General features: G+C 68.5%; 16 protein-coding genes. 6 read left to right on the plus strand and 10 right to left on the minus strand.

What is annotated here, in order from left to right; all coding sequences use genetic code 11:
- Positions 1–4: 4 nt before the first annotated feature.
- The 6 genes from galU to VHO04_RS02080 form a co-directional block, all read right to left on the minus strand.
- Positions 5–868: a UTP--glucose-1-phosphate uridylyltransferase GalU gene (galU, locus tag VHO04_RS02055; protein ID WP_329626813.1), complete on the minus strand. Its 864-nt coding sequence runs from the start codon at positions 866–868 to the stop codon at positions 5–7.
- Positions 869–917: 49 nt separating this feature from the next.
- Positions 918–1,424, minus strand: coding sequence for an OmpA family protein (locus tag VHO04_RS02060; protein WP_329626814.1), 507 nt, complete (start codon positions 1,422–1,424; stop codon positions 918–920).
- A gap of 14 nt (positions 1,425–1,438) precedes the next feature.
- On the minus strand, positions 1,439–2,653 hold the full coding sequence (locus VHO04_RS02065; protein ID WP_329626815.1) for a diguanylate cyclase domain-containing protein: 1,215 nt from the start codon (positions 2,651–2,653) through the stop codon (positions 1,439–1,441).
- Positions 2,650–3,192, minus strand: coding sequence for a YfiR family protein (locus VHO04_RS02070; protein WP_329626816.1), 543 nt, complete (start codon positions 3,190–3,192; stop codon positions 2,650–2,652). The genes VHO04_RS02065 and VHO04_RS02070 overlap by 4 nt, the downstream gene beginning before the upstream one ends.
- Before the next feature lie 140 nt (positions 3,193–3,332).
- A complete protein-coding gene (gene msrA, locus VHO04_RS02075) occupies positions 3,333–3,872 on the minus strand; it encodes a peptide-methionine (S)-S-oxide reductase MsrA (RefSeq protein ID WP_329626817.1) in 540 nt (179 codons plus the stop codon).
- Between the two features lie 58 nt (positions 3,873–3,930).
- Positions 3,931–4,917: a M48 family metallopeptidase gene (locus VHO04_RS02080; RefSeq protein ID WP_329626818.1), complete on the minus strand. Its 987-nt coding sequence runs from the start codon at positions 4,915–4,917 to the stop codon at positions 3,931–3,933.
- Between the two features lie 271 nt (positions 4,918–5,188).
- Between VHO04_RS02080 and VHO04_RS02085 the strand changes: the two genes are divergently transcribed.
- The 4 genes from VHO04_RS02085 (at position 5,189) to rpsI (ending at position 8,149) form a co-directional block, all read left to right on the plus strand.
- Positions 5,189–6,211, plus strand: a complete 1,023-nt coding sequence (locus tag VHO04_RS02085; RefSeq protein ID WP_329626819.1) for a COX15/CtaA family protein — start codon at positions 5,189–5,191, stop codon at positions 6,209–6,211.
- Entirely contained in the window at positions 6,208–7,005 is a 798-nt protein-coding gene (locus VHO04_RS02090; RefSeq protein WP_329626820.1) for a hypothetical protein, read from the plus strand. The genes VHO04_RS02085 and VHO04_RS02090 overlap by 4 nt, the downstream gene beginning before the upstream one ends.
- Before the next feature lie 167 nt (positions 7,006–7,172).
- On the plus strand, positions 7,173–7,652 hold the full coding sequence (rplM, locus tag VHO04_RS02095; RefSeq protein ID WP_329626821.1) for a 50S ribosomal protein L13: 480 nt from the start codon (positions 7,173–7,175) through the stop codon (positions 7,650–7,652).
- Positions 7,652–8,149 (plus strand): 30S ribosomal protein S9, encoded by a 498-nt coding sequence (gene rpsI / locus VHO04_RS02100; protein WP_329626822.1) that lies wholly within the window; start codon positions 7,652–7,654, stop codon positions 8,147–8,149. The genes rplM and rpsI overlap by 1 nt, the downstream gene beginning before the upstream one ends.
- A 232-nt stretch (positions 8,150–8,381) precedes the next feature.
- On the opposite strand, the gene VHO04_RS02105 is transcribed toward rpsI, so the two are convergent.
- From VHO04_RS02105 to VHO04_RS02120, 4 genes are read right to left on the minus strand one after another with little or no spacing between them, the layout of a single operon-like run.
- On the minus strand, positions 8,382–9,425 hold the full coding sequence (locus VHO04_RS02105) for a phosphotransferase family protein (RefSeq protein WP_329626823.1): 1,044 nt from the start codon (positions 9,423–9,425) through the stop codon (positions 8,382–8,384).
- Positions 9,422–10,513: a hypothetical protein gene (locus tag VHO04_RS02110; RefSeq protein ID WP_329626824.1), complete on the minus strand. Its 1,092-nt coding sequence runs from the start codon at positions 10,511–10,513 to the stop codon at positions 9,422–9,424. The genes VHO04_RS02105 and VHO04_RS02110 overlap by 4 nt, the downstream gene beginning before the upstream one ends.
- Positions 10,514–10,562: 49 nt before the next feature.
- Entirely contained in the window at positions 10,563–11,411 is an 849-nt protein-coding gene (locus VHO04_RS02115; protein WP_329626825.1) for a metallophosphoesterase, read from the minus strand.
- Positions 11,408–12,238, minus strand: a complete 831-nt coding sequence (locus tag VHO04_RS02120) for a diacylglycerol/lipid kinase family protein (RefSeq protein ID WP_329626826.1) — start codon at positions 12,236–12,238, stop codon at positions 11,408–11,410. Before VHO04_RS02120 ends, VHO04_RS02115 begins: the two co-directional genes overlap by 4 nt.
- A gap of 240 nt (positions 12,239–12,478) precedes the next feature.
- On the opposite strand from VHO04_RS02120, the gene VHO04_RS02125 reads away from it, so the two are divergent.
- Both VHO04_RS02125 and VHO04_RS02130 read left to right on the plus strand, forming a co-directional pair.
- Positions 12,479–13,393 (plus strand): alpha/beta hydrolase, encoded by a 915-nt coding sequence (locus VHO04_RS02125; RefSeq protein WP_329626827.1) that lies wholly within the window; start codon positions 12,479–12,481, stop codon positions 13,391–13,393.
- Positions 13,390–14,166, plus strand: a complete 777-nt coding sequence (locus VHO04_RS02130; protein WP_329626828.1) for a nucleotidyltransferase family protein — start codon at positions 13,390–13,392, stop codon at positions 14,164–14,166. Before VHO04_RS02125 ends, VHO04_RS02130 begins: the two co-directional genes overlap by 4 nt.
- Positions 14,167–14,222: the final 56 nt, after the last annotated feature.

Below are 14,222 nucleotides of genomic sequence, written 5' to 3' on the forward strand. Positions count from 1 at the left end.
GTTCCTATTTCAGAAGGTCGATCGCGAAGGCGCGAACCTCGTCCGCCATGTCGGGCCGCTTGAGCGCGACCGCCAGATTGGCCTGGATATAGCCGGCCTTCGATCCGCAGTCGTAGCGCGCGCCGTCGAAGGTCACCGCGTGGAAAGGCTGGCGGCCGATCATCGTCGCCATCGCGTCGGTGAGTTGAATCTCACCGCCTGCGCCTTTTCCCTGATGTTCGAGCACGCGCATCACCTCGGGCTGGAGGATGTAGCGGCCTGAGATGATCAGGTTCGACGGCGCCTTGTCGACCGGCGGCTTCTCGACCAGCCCGGTGACTTCGGTCAGTGCGCCGTCGGTCTGGCCCGGCGCGATCACGCCGTAGCTGGACACCTGCTCGCGCGGCACTTCGAGCACCGAGATCAAATTGCCGCCCACTTGGGCATAGGCATCGACCATCTGTTTCATGCAGCCGGGCGAGCCGTGCATGAATTCGTCGGGAAGGAAGATAGCGAAAGGCTCGTCGCCGACGATGTCGCGCGCGCACCAGATGGCATGGCCAAGCCCCATCGGTTCCTGCTGGCGGACATAGGCGCAATTGCCGGGGCCGAGCCGCGTCGGTTCGAGCACCGACAGGTCCTTGCCGCGCTCCGACATCGTCTTTTCGAGTTCGAAGGCGATGTCGAAATGATCCTCGATCGCGCTCTTGCCGCGCCCGGTGACGAAGATCATCTGCTCGATCCCCGCCTCGCGCGCTTCGTCGACCGCATATTGGATGAGCGGCCGGTCGACCACCGGCAGCATCTCCTTCGGAATCGCCTTGGTCGCGGGCAGGAAGCGGGTGCCGAGGCCTGCGACGGGAAAGACGGCTTTGCGGATCGGTTTCATGCGCGCGGGCTTAGCGGGCTTTTATGAACAGGAAAAGAAGCCCCGCCCGTCATTCGGCGGGCGAGACGATCAGCACGACGCGGCGATTGTCCTGCCGCCCCTCGGGCGTGGCGTTGGACGAAAGCGGGATCGTCTCGCCGCGGCCGATGATCTGATCGGCGGTAAAGCGCATACCGTTCGCCTGCAGCGGCATCGCGACGCTTTGCGCGCGCGCTTCCGACAAGGCCTGGTTGTAGGCGGCGGCGCCGGTCGAATCGGTATGGCCTTCGATGCGCGCCGTCGGGATGCCGACCGCGACGAGATGGCGCGCGAGTTCGCCCAGCCGCCCGATCTGCTCGGACTTCAGGCCGCTTTCGTTCGACGGGAACAGCAGCCGTTCGTTGATGGTGAGCGTCCAGTCGTCACCCGTTTCGACGAAGCCCTCGGCCTGGAGCGCGGCGACCTGTTCGGGGCTGAACCCCTTGGCCGGCGGCGGCACGCTCTGGCAGGCCGCGAGCAGCGCCAGGAGCGGGATCAGGAAAAGCTGCCGGAGCGAAAGGGGCAGGGGGTGAGTCACGATATCTCTCCGCTTCAGGTGGGGCGCTTGACGAGTTTGTCGGCGTACATGGCGGCGTCGGCGGCGGTCAGCAGGGTTCGCGCATCGGCACCGTCGTCGGGATAGACGGCCGCGCCGACGCTGATGCCCAGCCGGTAGTGCTGGCCGCCGGGCAGCGCGACCGGCTGCGAGGCGCCGGCGCGGATGCGGTCGGCGAGTTCGCCGGGATCGATCGCGCCGTCGAGCGGGTCGACGATGACGATGAACTCGTCGCCGCCGATCCGCGCCGCGAAATCCCCCTTGCGCAGCGTGTTCTTGATCCGCTCCGACAGCGCGACCAGCACGGCGTCGCCCGCCGCATGGCCGTGATTGTCGTTCGCCGCCTTGAAATTGTCGGCGTCGATGAACAGCAGAGCGAAGCGCTGCTCCTTTGCCTGGGCGGTCTGGATCCGCTGCCGCAACTGTTCGTCGAACGCGGCACGATTGGGCATCGCGGTCAGCATATCGTGCGAGGCACGGTGCGCGAGAAGCGCGTTTTCGCTTTCCATCGTTCCCTGCCAGCCCTGCAATTCGTCGAGCAGCGCGTTGATGTCGCCGCCCAGCCGGTCGAGCTCGACGATCCCCAGCGACTGGACGCGTTTGTCGAAGCGACGGTGGAGGCGGACGTCGTGCGCGACGGTGGCGATCTCGCCCAGCGGTTTCACCAGCTCATATTCGAAACGGCGCGCGAGGATGATCGTGCCGAAGGCGGTGACCAGCAGGCAGCCGAGACCGGCGAGCGCGCCGATGCGGACATAGTCGATCAGCGTCGAACTGTCGCCCCACACCTCGATCCGTCCGATCACCGATCCGTTGCGCTGGACCATGGCCGCGAAGGGACGCGGAAAAAAGACGCGGGTCAGGAAAGGGGCCGGGTCGCCCAGCGGCGACGTCCATTGGTAGAGCGGGCGCCCGCGATCGTCGAGAAGCCGGAGCCGCGCGATGCCGGGAAGATGCATCAGCGGCTCGAGCCCCTCGCGCGCGGCCTGCGGATCGTTGAACACCAGCGCGGGTTCGGCGCCATAGGCGCCGAGGCGCGCCGCAAGCTCGATATTATGGTCGGCATAGCTGCGCAGCGTGGTGATTCCGGCCAGCAGGATCGTGATCCCCGACAGCGCGACGGCGAAGAGCGTAATGCCGAAATGAAAGCGCGACAGCAGCTTTTGCAGCGTCCGGCGCGGTCCTTCGCGTTCGGGCGGGCGGGCGGTCATCGCGCCTCTCCATCGTCGCTGCCGATTTTCAGCACGCGCGGATCGATGCGCAGCGGACCGCGGCCGATGGCGTCGAGATTGACCGAAAAGCTGATCTTCGATCGGCCGCCGTTCAGGCAGAACATGGCGCCGAAGCTGCAGTCCGGATCGTCGTCGGTGATCGTCAGCACCGGGCGGCCGCGTACCCAGCCGATCAGCCGCTGACGGTCGGCAATAGGCATATGACCGAGAAAGATGATGTCGCAGCCGCCGCTGGTCGCCCCTGCTGCCGTGGTGCGGCGCACCGCGACCGCCTGCCCGCCCGGAACGATGGGCGCGATGCGGCCTGTGAGGCGCGGCGCACCGACAAGGCACAGGCCGTGCGGCGTGCCCGGCGACGACGCGGGCCAGCGCGCATAGCTGATGATGCCGCCGAGAATGCGGTTGACGCCGTTGGTGACGCCTTCAGCGCTGTTTTCGACGATCGTCTGGCTGGCGGCCTGAACCGCCATCTGCGGTGTCGTGAGCGACGATCCGATCAGAAGAAGCGAAACCAGCACCGTGAAGCGACCCCCAAGCGCGCGCAGGCATCCTGCCCCGGCGCGGGGGTGTCCGCTAGTCTAAAGTGCCGCAAAGTCAAGGAAAAGTGACGTCATGCGGCCATAATGCAACAGTCGAGGCGTTGTCGCGCGCCGCCTGGCTATCCGTCCGTGCGCACGCGATCGGCAAAGCCCTTGCGCAATTTTGCGAGCTTGGGGGGAATGGACGCCATGCAATAGGGATTGCGCTGGCCTTCGCCCTCCCAATAGGCCTGATGATAATCCTCGGCGGGATACCAGGCCGATGCGGGTTCGATCGTCGTGACGATCGGGGCGGGCCGATCCGCGCCCGCCCGCGCGATGCCATCGCGCGCCGCGGCTTCCTGTGCTTCGTCCAGCGGGAAGATCGCGCTGCGATACTGGGTGCCGATGTCGTTGCCCTGGCGATTGAGCTGCGTCGGGTCGTGCGTCGCGAAGAAGACGTCGAGCAGGTCGCCATAGGAGATCACCGCCGGGTCGTAGCTGATGCGGATCGCCTCGGCATGGCCGGTGTCGCCGCCGCACACCTGCTTGTAGGTCGGGTTGGCGAGGGTGCCGCCGATATAGCCGCTTTCGACGCCATCGACGCCGTCGAGCGACTGGAACACGGCTTCGGTGCACCAGAAGCAGCCGCCGGCCAATATTGCAGTGTCACGGGTCATGGCAGGCTCCTTTGTCGGGGAAGGGGAGAGATGCCGTTTAGATAGGACTGCCGCCGCTTCATTCCAAGGGCGGCGGGTCGGCGATCAGCGGTGGTTCGAGCGGGCGGCCCGCGGCGCGCGCGGCGTCGATCGCGCGCACTTCGGCCTCGATCGACGCGACCCGGTCGCGCCAGCGCGGATGCGTGCCTGCCTGGAACAGCGGCCGGCCTTCCCGCTGGCCGAAACGGGTCCAGAAGCGGATCGCGGCGTGCGGATCGTAGCCCGCGCCCGCGAGCAGCCAGGCCGACAGCCGATCGGCCTCGACCTCGGTCTGCTTGAACAGCCGCGCGCTGCGACCGAACTGCTTGCCGAGCCCGCGATCGACCCCCACGGCGTCGAGGCGGGCGCGGTGGCGGAGGATATTGTGCGCCAGCTCGTGCGCGACCGCGGCGGCGAGCTCGTCGTCGTTGGTCGCGAACTGGACCAGCCCGCTACTGATAACCACCAGCCGGCCATCGGCGGTGCCTCCGGGGCGGTCGCGTGCATCGACGCGAAAATCGCTCGCGCAGCCAGGGACGAGGGCGACCGCGGTCTTGGCGCCCGCCGTGCCCGAAATCTCTACCATGCCGCGCGGCGGCAGCGCGGCGAGCAGCGTCTCGACCGCCGCAATGCGCGCGAAGGGGTCGGCGCTTTCGCTCGCCGGAACCGCTTTGCCGTCGATCGCCAGCACCGGCGCGCCGACACGCAGGCCCGCGCGATCGGCGGGCGATCCCACCGCGACCGCCGCGATATAGGGCGCGTCGACATCGGCGGCATGATAGGCGACAAGCGCTTCGGCGCGCTGTGCTTCGCCGTAGAGGCGCGGGTCGCCCCAGATCCAGCCGAACTGCGGCTGCACCGTCGGGCACCAGGCGGCATTGGCGGTGGTCAGGCGAAAGCCGATCGCCGCGACCCGGCCTTCGAGCGCCGCCAGCTCGGTATAGGGCGAGGGCTCAGCGGCGGACGCGGTGGCGGGCGGCAAAAGGATGCCGAGCAGGATCGGGGCGAAGACAAGCAGCGGTCGCATCGCCGCCGCTTATCAAGCGCCGCCTGTCGCGGCCATGAATTTCACTGCGTGCCCGGCTTGGTTATGCCATGGTCTGGCTTTGGAAGCCTCGATTACCCTCCTCGTCACCCCGGACTTGATCCGGGGTCCCGCTTTCGGGCGGTGACAAGCGGGACCCCGGATCAAGTCCGGGGTGACGGGAACGCAAAATCACATCGCGCTTTTCAAACGGTGTCACAGCCGCCGCTTCGCCCCTCTTGCCTATCGCCCGGCAAGCGCCGATAGGGCGGCCATGTCGCACCCCAATCCCCGCCCCGCAATACTCGCTCGCTGGCTCTGGATCGTGGCCTTGCTCGTGATCGCCATCGTCGCGGTCGGCGGCATCACCCGCCTGACCGAATCGGGCCTGTCGATCACCGAATGGAAGCCGGTGTCGGGAGTGCTGCCGCCGCTCAGCGATGCCGCGTGGCAGGCCGAGTTCGAGAAATACAAGCAGATTCCCGAATATCGGGAGATTAATCTCGGCATGTCGCTCGCGGCGTTCAAAGGCATCTTCTTCTGGGAATGGCTGCACCGCATCCTTGGCCGGCTCGTCGGCTTCGCGCTGCTCGTGCCGCTGGCCTATTATGCCTGGCGCCGTGCTATCCCGGCGGGCTACGGCTGGCGGCTCGCCGGGCTGGTGGCGCTCGTCGGGCTGCAGGGCGCGATCGGCTGGTGGATGGTCGTCTCGGGTCTCGCGGGCCGCACCGACGTCAGCCACTTCCGGCTCGCGACCCATCTGCTGACCGCGCTCTTCCTGCTCGTCGCGCTCGTCTGGACCGCGCGCGACTTCGCGCTGATGGCGCGCGACCCGGGCGCGTCCCGGGCAAGGCTGACCGGGACGGCGATCCTGCTGTTCGCGATCCTGTTCTTCCAGTTGCTCCTCGGCGCGTGGGTTGCGGGGCTCAACGCCGGCTATGTCGCGAGCACCTGGCCGTCGATGAACGGCCGTTTCGTTCCCGATGGGATCGACTGGTCGCGCGGCGCCTGGTTCGCCTTCACCAACGATCCTTTCCTGATCCATTTCCTCCATCGCTGGTGGTCGTGGGTCGCGGCCGCTGCGCTGCTGTGGCTGGCGCGGATGCTCGCACGCCGCGGTGCGCGGATCGAGCCGAAGCTCCTGCTCCTTGTCGTCCTGGCGCAGATGAGCCTTGGCATCCTGACCGTGGTGACCGGCGTGTCGATGGAGATCGCGGCGCTGCACCAGGTGACGGGCGCGATCCTCGTCGCGGTGACGGCGGCATCGCTGCACCGGCTGGGCCGTCCGGCGGCATGATCGGCCCGGCGCTGCTGTTGCTGGCGGCGCAACCCCTGCCTTCCGCCCCCCAGTCCTTCGTGCCGTCGCCGGCGGCGCCCTCTGTGGCCGCGCCCGCGCAGTTCGCTCCGCCGACCGATCGGCCGATGGTCTATCGCGTCACCACGCGGCGCCGCGCGCGCGACGGTTCGATGGCGAGCTATACGCTCGTCTATGACCTCCAGTGGAGCCGGGCAGGGCGCGGCGTGCGGCTGGTGGCGACGCTGCGCGCGATCGAATCCGACGCAGCGCCCCAAGTCGCGCGGGCGGTGACCGGAATGCTGGGCCCGCTGATCGATCAGCCGGTGACCTATCTGATCGCGCCCGACGGCAGCGGCATCACGCTCGTCGATCCCGAAGCGCTGTGGCAGCAGGTGCTCGGCCGCGCGCACGATCTGGGCGCGAGCGCTGCGCAGGGCGAGGCAAAACAGATGGCGGGCCTGCTGGCGGCGCTGCCGCCGGCCGAGCGCGAAAAGCTCGCGACGGCGGATGTTCGCGCCCTTGTCGCGGCGGCGAATCCGGCGATCGAGCATGGCTCTCCGGGGCTTTCCGCTGGGCAGACCGGGACCCTGCGCACCGTGACGAAATCCGAAACGGCCGCGGTCAAGGCCGGCGCGGAGGGGAAGGAGCCGATCGAGATCGATACGGCCTGGACGATCGACACGACGACCGGGCTTGTCGTGAACGAGCGCCGCCGGACGTGGATCGCCGCTGCGGGGGCCGACAAACGCACGCTCGTCGAGGAGCGCATCCGCGCGCTCGCCGCGGAGGATTAGGCGGTAAGGTATTATGATACCCGTCAGCAAAGCCGCCGCAGAGTTGACTTTTCCTGCATTCGGCGCCATTGGCCCGCTCCGAAGCGCCGCTTCGTCCTTTCGGGACAGGCGGCGTACCTGTTTCGGGGCGGCTCGCGCTCCGGTCCATATCTGTCAAGGAGCGTGCCATGAAGGCGCTGACCAAGACGACCGAGTCGGCGAATGCCGGTACGGTCGAAAAGAAATGGGTGCTGATCGACGCCGACGGTCTCGTCGTGGGCCGCGTCGCCTCGATCATCGCCAACATCCTGCGCGGCAAGCACAAGCCGAGCTTTACCCCGCACGTCGATTGCGGTGACAATGTCATCGTCATCAATGCCGAGAAGGTGGCGTTCACCGGCAAGAAGCTGCAGGACAAGCGCTATTACAAGCACACCGGCTATGCCGGCGGCATCAAGGAAACCAGCCCGCAGAAGGTGCTGGAAGGCCGCTTCCCCGAGCGCGTGCTCGAAAAGGCTGTCGAACGCATGATTCCGCGCGGCCCGCTCGGCCGCCAGCAGATGCGCAACCTGCGCATCTTCGCCGGAGCTGAACATCCGCATGAAGGGCAGAGCCCCGAAGTGATCGACGTCGCGTCGATGAACCGCAAGAACAAGGTGGGTGCATAATGGCTGACGAACAGACCATGACCGATCTCAAGGATCTCGCCGGCGCCGTCGAAGGCACCGTCGCCCCGGCAACGCCGACCGCGCCGCTGCGCGAAAAGATCGTCGACAAGCAGGGCCGCGCCTATGCGACCGGCCGCCGCAAGGACGCCGTCGCCCGCGTGTGGGTCAAGCCCGGCACGGGCAAGATCACCGTCAACGGCCGCGACCAGGAAGTCTATTTCGCGCGTCCGACGCTGCGCCTTGTCATCAACCAGCCGTTCGGCCTGACCGAGCGCACCGGCCAGTATGACGTCGTCGCGACCGTCAAGGGCGGTGGCCTGTCGGGCCAGGCGGGCGCCGTGCTGCACGGCATCGCGCAGGCGCTGACCCGCTTCGAACCCGCGCTGCGCGGCCCGGTCAAGGCGGCCGGCTTCCTGACCCGCGACAGCCGCGCGGTCGAGCGCAAGAAGTACGGCAAGGCGAAGGCCCGCCGCAGCTTCCAGTTCTCGAAGCGCTAAGTTTCTTCCGCCGACGGGCGGAGAAGGAAAGGGCGGTCCGGCAACGGGCCGCCTTTTTTCTATGCCGACGTTACAGCGAACGGCGGTCTTGGGGTGGGAAGCGGACGTTGCCAGCCACTTTCGTCATCCCGGCGAAGGCCGGGATCTCACCCTATCGTAATGACGCACCGGCGAGATCCCGGCCTTCGCCGGGATGACGGAGTTCGGTCGAAACCCGACACGCCCTATCCGCCTACAGCAGGTCCAGACTCCCCAGCATCAGCGCCTGCCGCGCCGGGCGTTCGGCCATGACCGCGAACATCTCGTCGCCGCGCGCGGTGCGCTCGACGCTCATCGACGCAAAGACCGCCATGAAATAGCCGCTGAGGGCGCCGACGCGATAATCGTCCCACAGCCCCGCCGCGTCGGGGTCGATGCCATGCCGGCGCAGCGCGGCGAGCCATTGGTCGAAGGCGGGGCGGTCGGCGGCGGCGCGCTCGGCGGGGTCGGCGATGCTGGTGCCGATCAGATAGGCGAGGTCGCTCGCGCCGCTGCCGCGCCCCAGCGTCTGCCAGTCGACGAGCCAGCAGCGCGCGCCGCCCGGCGCGAACAGGATATTGTCGATCCGGAGGTCGCCGTGAACGATCGTCCGCGCCGCGCTCTGGCGCGCGAGATAGGCGTCGATCCGTTCGACGATCCCCGCGCCGAGGTCGAGCACTTCGGGCGCGAGGCGTTCGGCGTAGCGCTCGCGAAATCCGGTATAGAATTGCGGGAAGAGCGCGCGGATCACGTCGCTATTGTCGCGCGCGAGCCACGGCAGCGTATCGAGTCGCGGATCGTTCCAGAGCAGTGCGTGCAGCCCGGCGGCGGCATCGATGCAGGGCGCGAGGCCGTCGAGCCCCAGCCCGGTGAGCTGATCGCCCTGCCGCGCGGGGGCGAGGTCGGAGAGGATCAGCACGAAGTCGACGTCGTCGTCGGCGATCTCGGCGTGGTAACAGTGCGGCGCCGCGACCCTGCTCCCCGCCGCAAGCTCGCGATACCAGCTCACTTCCTTGACGTAAGTGCCGGTGAGCTTGGCGATGTTGCGGCTCGCCTCGTCGTGGCTCGGGCATTTGGCGACGACGGTGGCGGGGGCCGCCACCCCATCGGCCCAGTCGAGCGTCAGGCGGAAGCTGTCGCACATCTGGCCGGTGCCGACCTTGGCGACGGTGAAGCCGCGGAGCGCGTCGGCGCGCTGCCCCAGTCTTTCCGCCAGCCAGGCCGGGCTCATCGCCTCCGGCGTCGTCGGAAAGCTCATGCGGCGGGGTCCATCAGCCCGGAGAGGCCGGTGGGCGCGTGCGGACCGACGAACAATTGTTCGAGCACCCCCGCGCCGCGATGCGTGCCGCCGCCGCCCGTGAGTTCGGCGGTGACGAGCGCCTGGATATGCATGGCGAGCGGATTGCCCCAGCCGCGTTCGGCTTCGGAAAGCCTGTCGTGCGCGACGGCAAGCTCGGCGCCATGGTCGAGGCCGTGACCCCAGACCGGATGGGTGTAGCCGAGCCCGCTCATCGCGAAGACCGGGCCGGTCGGGGTCAGCGTCAGCGATCGGCCGCTGCCGAGGTCGGCAGTCATGCGCGCGATTCGCCGCGATCCCGATTGCCAGTCGGCGGCGAAGGTCGCGGCGTCGAAATGCTGCTCTGTCCCGCCATCGCCGACGATCACCGCGCGGCGGTTCCATGGATTGCCGGCGCCGTCGTCGTTGCTGTGGAAGAACAGCGAACGATCGCCGAAATTGCACGGCGTCCAGAGCCAGAAGAATTGGTTGAAATTGCCTTCGGGCGGCGGCTGTGGTTCGCTGGCGCCGACCGGGCGGACCCCCCAGCTCCGGTCGCGGGTGCCGGTCCATGCGCTATCGACCGCGACTTGCTGGCCGTCGACCGCCAGCCAGCCCGACCAGCGGCCGTTCTGGGTCAGCCGCGTATAGTCCATGAACAGGCGGGTGCCGTTGCGGCGGATGAAGCGCGGCTCCTCGATCGGGAAATGGCGGCCGGTGAAGGTGAGTTCGGCGGTCAGCGGCCCATCGTTCGGCGCGATCCGCAGCGTCATCGTCTCCAGCGGCGCGTCGATGCTGATCGCGATCGGGCCGACCGACAGGTCGAGCCGCTCGCCGCCCGAGCGGCGGCTGGCGCGCAGATTATGCTGCACGCCATCGACGATGACGCAAAAACTCGCGTCGACGATGCCGAGCTGCGGATAGAAACCCATCGCCGCGGCGAAGAAGATCGACCCGTCGGGGCTATAGCCGTTGAAGAAATAGCGGTCGTAGAAGTTGCGGTCGGTGCCCGCGAACGCAATCGGCTCGCTGGTCTGATGCACCGGAAAATCATCGCCTTTTGTCAGCATTGTTCCTCATCCCGTTTTTTCTTGCAACCTAACGGGAAGCGCCGCCGCGTCAATGCACTGGCGGATCGACCGGCGGCACCGCGCCGACGGGGGCGACCGGCTCGCCGGGTTCGCGCGGGGGGAGGGCGTCAGGCGGGACATCGTCGATCTGCATCGCCGGGGTCGGGACGTGTTCGAGATTGCGGACGCGGACGTCGATCCGGCCGTCCGCAAGCGTAAGCTCGTTGAAGCTCGGCGGGGTCGACCGGATGCGCTTCGACAGCGTGCCCGCGCCGATCATGCGGATCGGGCCGGCCGGGGTCTGCTTGGTCAGGTCGAAGGCGTCGTGGACGTGGCCGGTCAGCACCGCGGCGACGCCGCGACTGGCGAGCGCGGTCAGCGCCGCCTCGCCGCCGCGGGTCAAGGCGCGGCCCTTCGTTCCCGCCTCGACGAGCGGATGGTGCGCGGTGACGAGCGTGGCGGTCGCCTTGGGCAAGGCGTCGATCGCGGCGAGCGTCCTGTCCAGCGCCGCGCGGGTCACCCAGCCTTTCGACCAGTCGAGCCGTGCCTGCGCGCGCGCGGTGGTCTTGAGCGGCACGACCGCGACCTCGGCCAGGTCGAGCTCGCGCTCGACAAGCCGCTCGATCCGGCGAATCCGCGCATAGGGGCGAAAGAAGCGCGCGAAGGGGTTGAAATAGGGCAGGTCGTGGTTGCCGACCTCGACCGTCACCGGCGCACCCAGCGCGCCGATCCAGTCGCAGGCAGCAGCGAATTCATGCGATCGCGCGCGCATCGTCAGGTCGCCGGTGATCAGCACCGCCGCCGGCGCCTCGCGGCGCACGCAATCGGCGAACCAGCCGAGCGCGGCGGGATCCTCCAGCCCGAAATGCAGGTCGCTGGCGTGGAACAGCCGGATCATGCCGTCGCGACGAAATCGATCGTGCTCATCCCCAGCGCGAAACGCGCGGGCGACGGTGTCTCGGCGAGCTCGCCGTCATACTCGAGGCTGATCGGCGCCTCGCTTTCGAGGATGATCGTCTCTGCGCGCGCGACCTCCTCGCTCGGCCCGTCGCGGAAATCGCCGCCCAGCCAGGCGAGGCCGTGGCGGAGCACGTCCATGCTGCCTTCGGTCAATATGCCGTCGGCGCGAAGGCCGGTCTCGGTGGGGGTCAGAATGATCGCGGGATAGGCCGTGTCCTGCCCCGCGACGCGGACCCCCGGCGCATTCAGCATCGTCTCCAGCGCGTCGGGCGCGGCGCGGCTGGCCTCGACGATTCCGTCCTGCCGCATCGTCTCGCGCACTTCGGCCCAGCGCGTCGCGGGCCCCGCGACGATGGTGATGAAGGCGGTTCCACTCTCCGCCCGGACGATCGGGACCGGGCGCCGCCGCACCCTGCCGCCGAGCGCGTCGGCCAGGATCTCGGGCGCGGGCCGGTCGCCGTGCAGCGCCTTGGAGAGCAGGTTCAGCGTCCCGCCGGGCAGCGGCAGGATCGCGCCGTCCCAGCCCGCGGCCTCGGTCGCCGCGGCGTTGATGGTGCCGTCGCCGGTCCAGACGATCAGCAGATCGATGTCTTTCGCGCGGAGGGCCGCGGCGTCGGGAATCTCGTCGTGGGGCAGTTCGAAGGTCGCGGCGATTGGTTTGCCCGCCGCCCGGCACGCCTCTTCGATGGCCTCGCGGATCGTGGGATCGTGGCTGCCGCTCTGGCTGTTGCAGATCAGGGCGGGGCGGGAGAAGGCGCGGGTCATGGGCCTTCTTACGCGCAAGATGGGCAAAGGTGCCCCATTCCATCCAAAAACCATCGTGTCCCCGCGAAGGCGGGGACCCATCTCCGGTTGGTTCCATTTTGCACCGGCAGGAGATGGGCTCCCGCCTTCGCGGGAGCACATTTGTTTATTCTCGGCCGATATTTGCTCTCCACTGCTTGTTCCCCGCCCTCCACCCCTGTAGGGCGCGGGCCTGCGGGGCGCGAAGTCAAGGGACGGCGTTTGATCAAATTCCTCATCGTGGCGGTGCTCCTGCTGCTCTTTTTCGGCGGCGGCGCGAAGGCGGTGGTCGCGGGCGGCGCGAAATCGCTCGACATGGCCGACAAGCTGCTCGGTTCGGGCGGCGGCGCGCGGCTGCTGCTCGCGGGTCAGCCCTATGGCAACGGCCCGCGCCAGATGCTCGACATCTGGGCGCCCGACACCGCGCAGCAGGGCGACCGGCTGCCGGTGATCGTCTTCTTCTACGGCGGCGGCTGGAACAGCGGCGAGCGCGCGAGCTATGGCTTTGTCGGCCGCGCGCTCGCGCAGAAGGGTTTCGTCGTCGTCATTCCCGACTATCGCCTGACGCCCAAGGCGCATTGGCCCGATTTCCTGGAAGACAGCGCCGCGGCGGTCGCCTGGACGCATCGCTATATCGATGGCCTTGCGGGCGATCCCGACCGCATCGCGCTGATGGGCCATTCGGCGGGCGCCTATAACGCGGTGATGCTCGCGCTCGATCCGACCTGGCTGCGCGCGGTGAAAAGCGATCCGGCGATTCTGCGCGGCGTCGCGGGGCTGGCCGGTCCCTATGATTTCCTGCCGATGGAAAAGGGCGGGCTTGCCGAAAGGGCGATGGGCAAGGTGAAGCCCGCGGAGAAGACGCAGCCGATTAGCTATGCGCGCGGCGACGCCCCGCCCCTGTGGCTGGCGAGCGGCGACGAAGATGCGACGGTGCGTCCGCGCAACAGCCAGAACCTCGCCGCCGCGATCGAAAAGGCGGGCGGTTCGGCGACGCTGCGCCTCTATCCCGGCGTCGGGCACACCGGCATCGTCATGGCGCTGTCGGCGCCCTTCCGTTCGCGCGGGCCGGTGCTCGACGAGGCGAGCGACTTCCTGCGCGGCGTGACCGGCCGCCGCGTCGAGGCCGCGCGATGAGTGCGCCTGTCCCGGCGATCGTCATGGCCGGGAGCCGTCCCGGACCAGACCCGCTGCTTTCGGGCACCGGGGTTTCGACCAAGGCGCTGCTCCCGATCGCCGGCACGCCGATGCTCGTCCATGTCGTGCGCGCGCTCCGCGCCGCGCCGGGCGTCGGGCCGATTACCGTGCTGGCGCAGAACAGCGCCGAACTGGCCGCCGAGCCGGGGCTGGCCGGCCTTGCCGACCTCCATTTCGCGGATTCGGGGCAGGGGATCAGCGCTTCGCTCGCCGCCGCGCTTCCCGAGGGGGACGCGCCGGTGCTGGTGACGACCGCCGACAATGTCCTGCTCACCCCCGCGATGATCGCCGAATTTCTGGCGGGCGCCGAGGACAGCGATGTCGCGGTCGCGATGGTCGAGCGGCAAGTGCTGCTCGCGCGCTATCCCGAATCGCAGCGGACGTGGCTCAAGTTCCGCGGCGGCTGGTGGTCGGGCGCGAACCTGTTCCGCCTGCGCGGGCGGCGGGCGCTGCCTTTGCTCGATTTCTGGGGGCGGATCGAGCGCGACCGCAAAAAGGGGCTGAAGATCGTCGCGGCGTTCGGGCCGTGGCTGCTGATGGGGGCGCTGCTGCGGCTGTTCACCATCCACCAGGGCATCGCGCGCGCCGGGCTGCGCTTTGGGCTCAAAGCGAAGGTCGTGCCGATGTCCGAGGGTGAGGCCTGCATCGACGCCGACAAGCCCGCCGACATCGTGCTGATCGAGCGGATCATGGCGGAGCGGAACGCAAGCTGATCGTCATTGCGAGGAGCCGAAGGCGACGAAGCAATCTCCAGCTATCGTCGCGCCGC

It is taken from the genome of Sphingopyxis sp., from assembly GCF_036261875.1.
In the GTDB taxonomy this organism is placed as follows: Bacteria; Pseudomonadota; Alphaproteobacteria; order Sphingomonadales; family Sphingomonadaceae; genus Sphingopyxis.

What these genes read in the sequence shown, in the direction of transcription:
- msrA (WP_329626817.1), bottom strand. Translation starts at nt 3,872, where the DNA reads ATGACCCGTGACACTGCAATATTGGCCGGCGGCTGCTTCTGGTGCACC.
- galU (WP_329626813.1), bottom strand. Translation starts at nt 868, where the DNA reads ATGAAACCGATCCGCAAAGCCGTCTTTCCCGTCGCAGGCCTCGGCACC.
- VHO04_RS02090 (WP_329626820.1), top strand. Translation starts at nt 6,208, where the DNA reads ATGATCGGCCCGGCGCTGCTGTTGCTGGCGGCGCAACCCCTGCCTTCC.
- VHO04_RS02080 (WP_329626818.1), bottom strand. Translation starts at nt 4,917, where the DNA reads ATGCGACCGCTGCTTGTCTTCGCCCCGATCCTGCTCGGCATCCTTTTG.
- VHO04_RS02065 (WP_329626815.1), bottom strand. Translation starts at nt 2,653, where the DNA reads ATGACCGCCCGCCCGCCCGAACGCGAAGGACCGCGCCGGACGCTGCAA.
- VHO04_RS02105 (WP_329626823.1), bottom strand. Translation starts at nt 9,425, where the DNA reads ATGAGCTTTCCGACGACGCCGGAGGCGATGAGCCCGGCCTGGCTGGCG.
- VHO04_RS02085 (WP_329626819.1), top strand. Translation starts at nt 5,189, where the DNA reads ATGTCGCACCCCAATCCCCGCCCCGCAATACTCGCTCGCTGGCTCTGG.
- rpsI (WP_329626822.1), top strand. Translation starts at nt 7,652, where the DNA reads ATGGCTGACGAACAGACCATGACCGATCTCAAGGATCTCGCCGGCGCC.
- rplM (WP_329626821.1), top strand. Translation starts at nt 7,173, where the DNA reads ATGAAGGCGCTGACCAAGACGACCGAGTCGGCGAATGCCGGTACGGTC.
- VHO04_RS02130 (WP_329626828.1), top strand. Translation starts at nt 13,390, where the DNA reads ATGAGTGCGCCTGTCCCGGCGATCGTCATGGCCGGGAGCCGTCCCGGA.
- VHO04_RS02115 (WP_329626825.1), bottom strand. Translation starts at nt 11,411, where the DNA reads ATGATCCGGCTGTTCCACGCCAGCGACCTGCATTTCGGGCTGGAGGAT.
- VHO04_RS02120 (WP_329626826.1), bottom strand. Translation starts at nt 12,238, where the DNA reads ATGACCCGCGCCTTCTCCCGCCCCGCCCTGATCTGCAACAGCCAGAGC.
- VHO04_RS02110 (WP_329626824.1), bottom strand. Translation starts at nt 10,513, where the DNA reads ATGCTGACAAAAGGCGATGATTTTCCGGTGCATCAGACCAGCGAGCCG.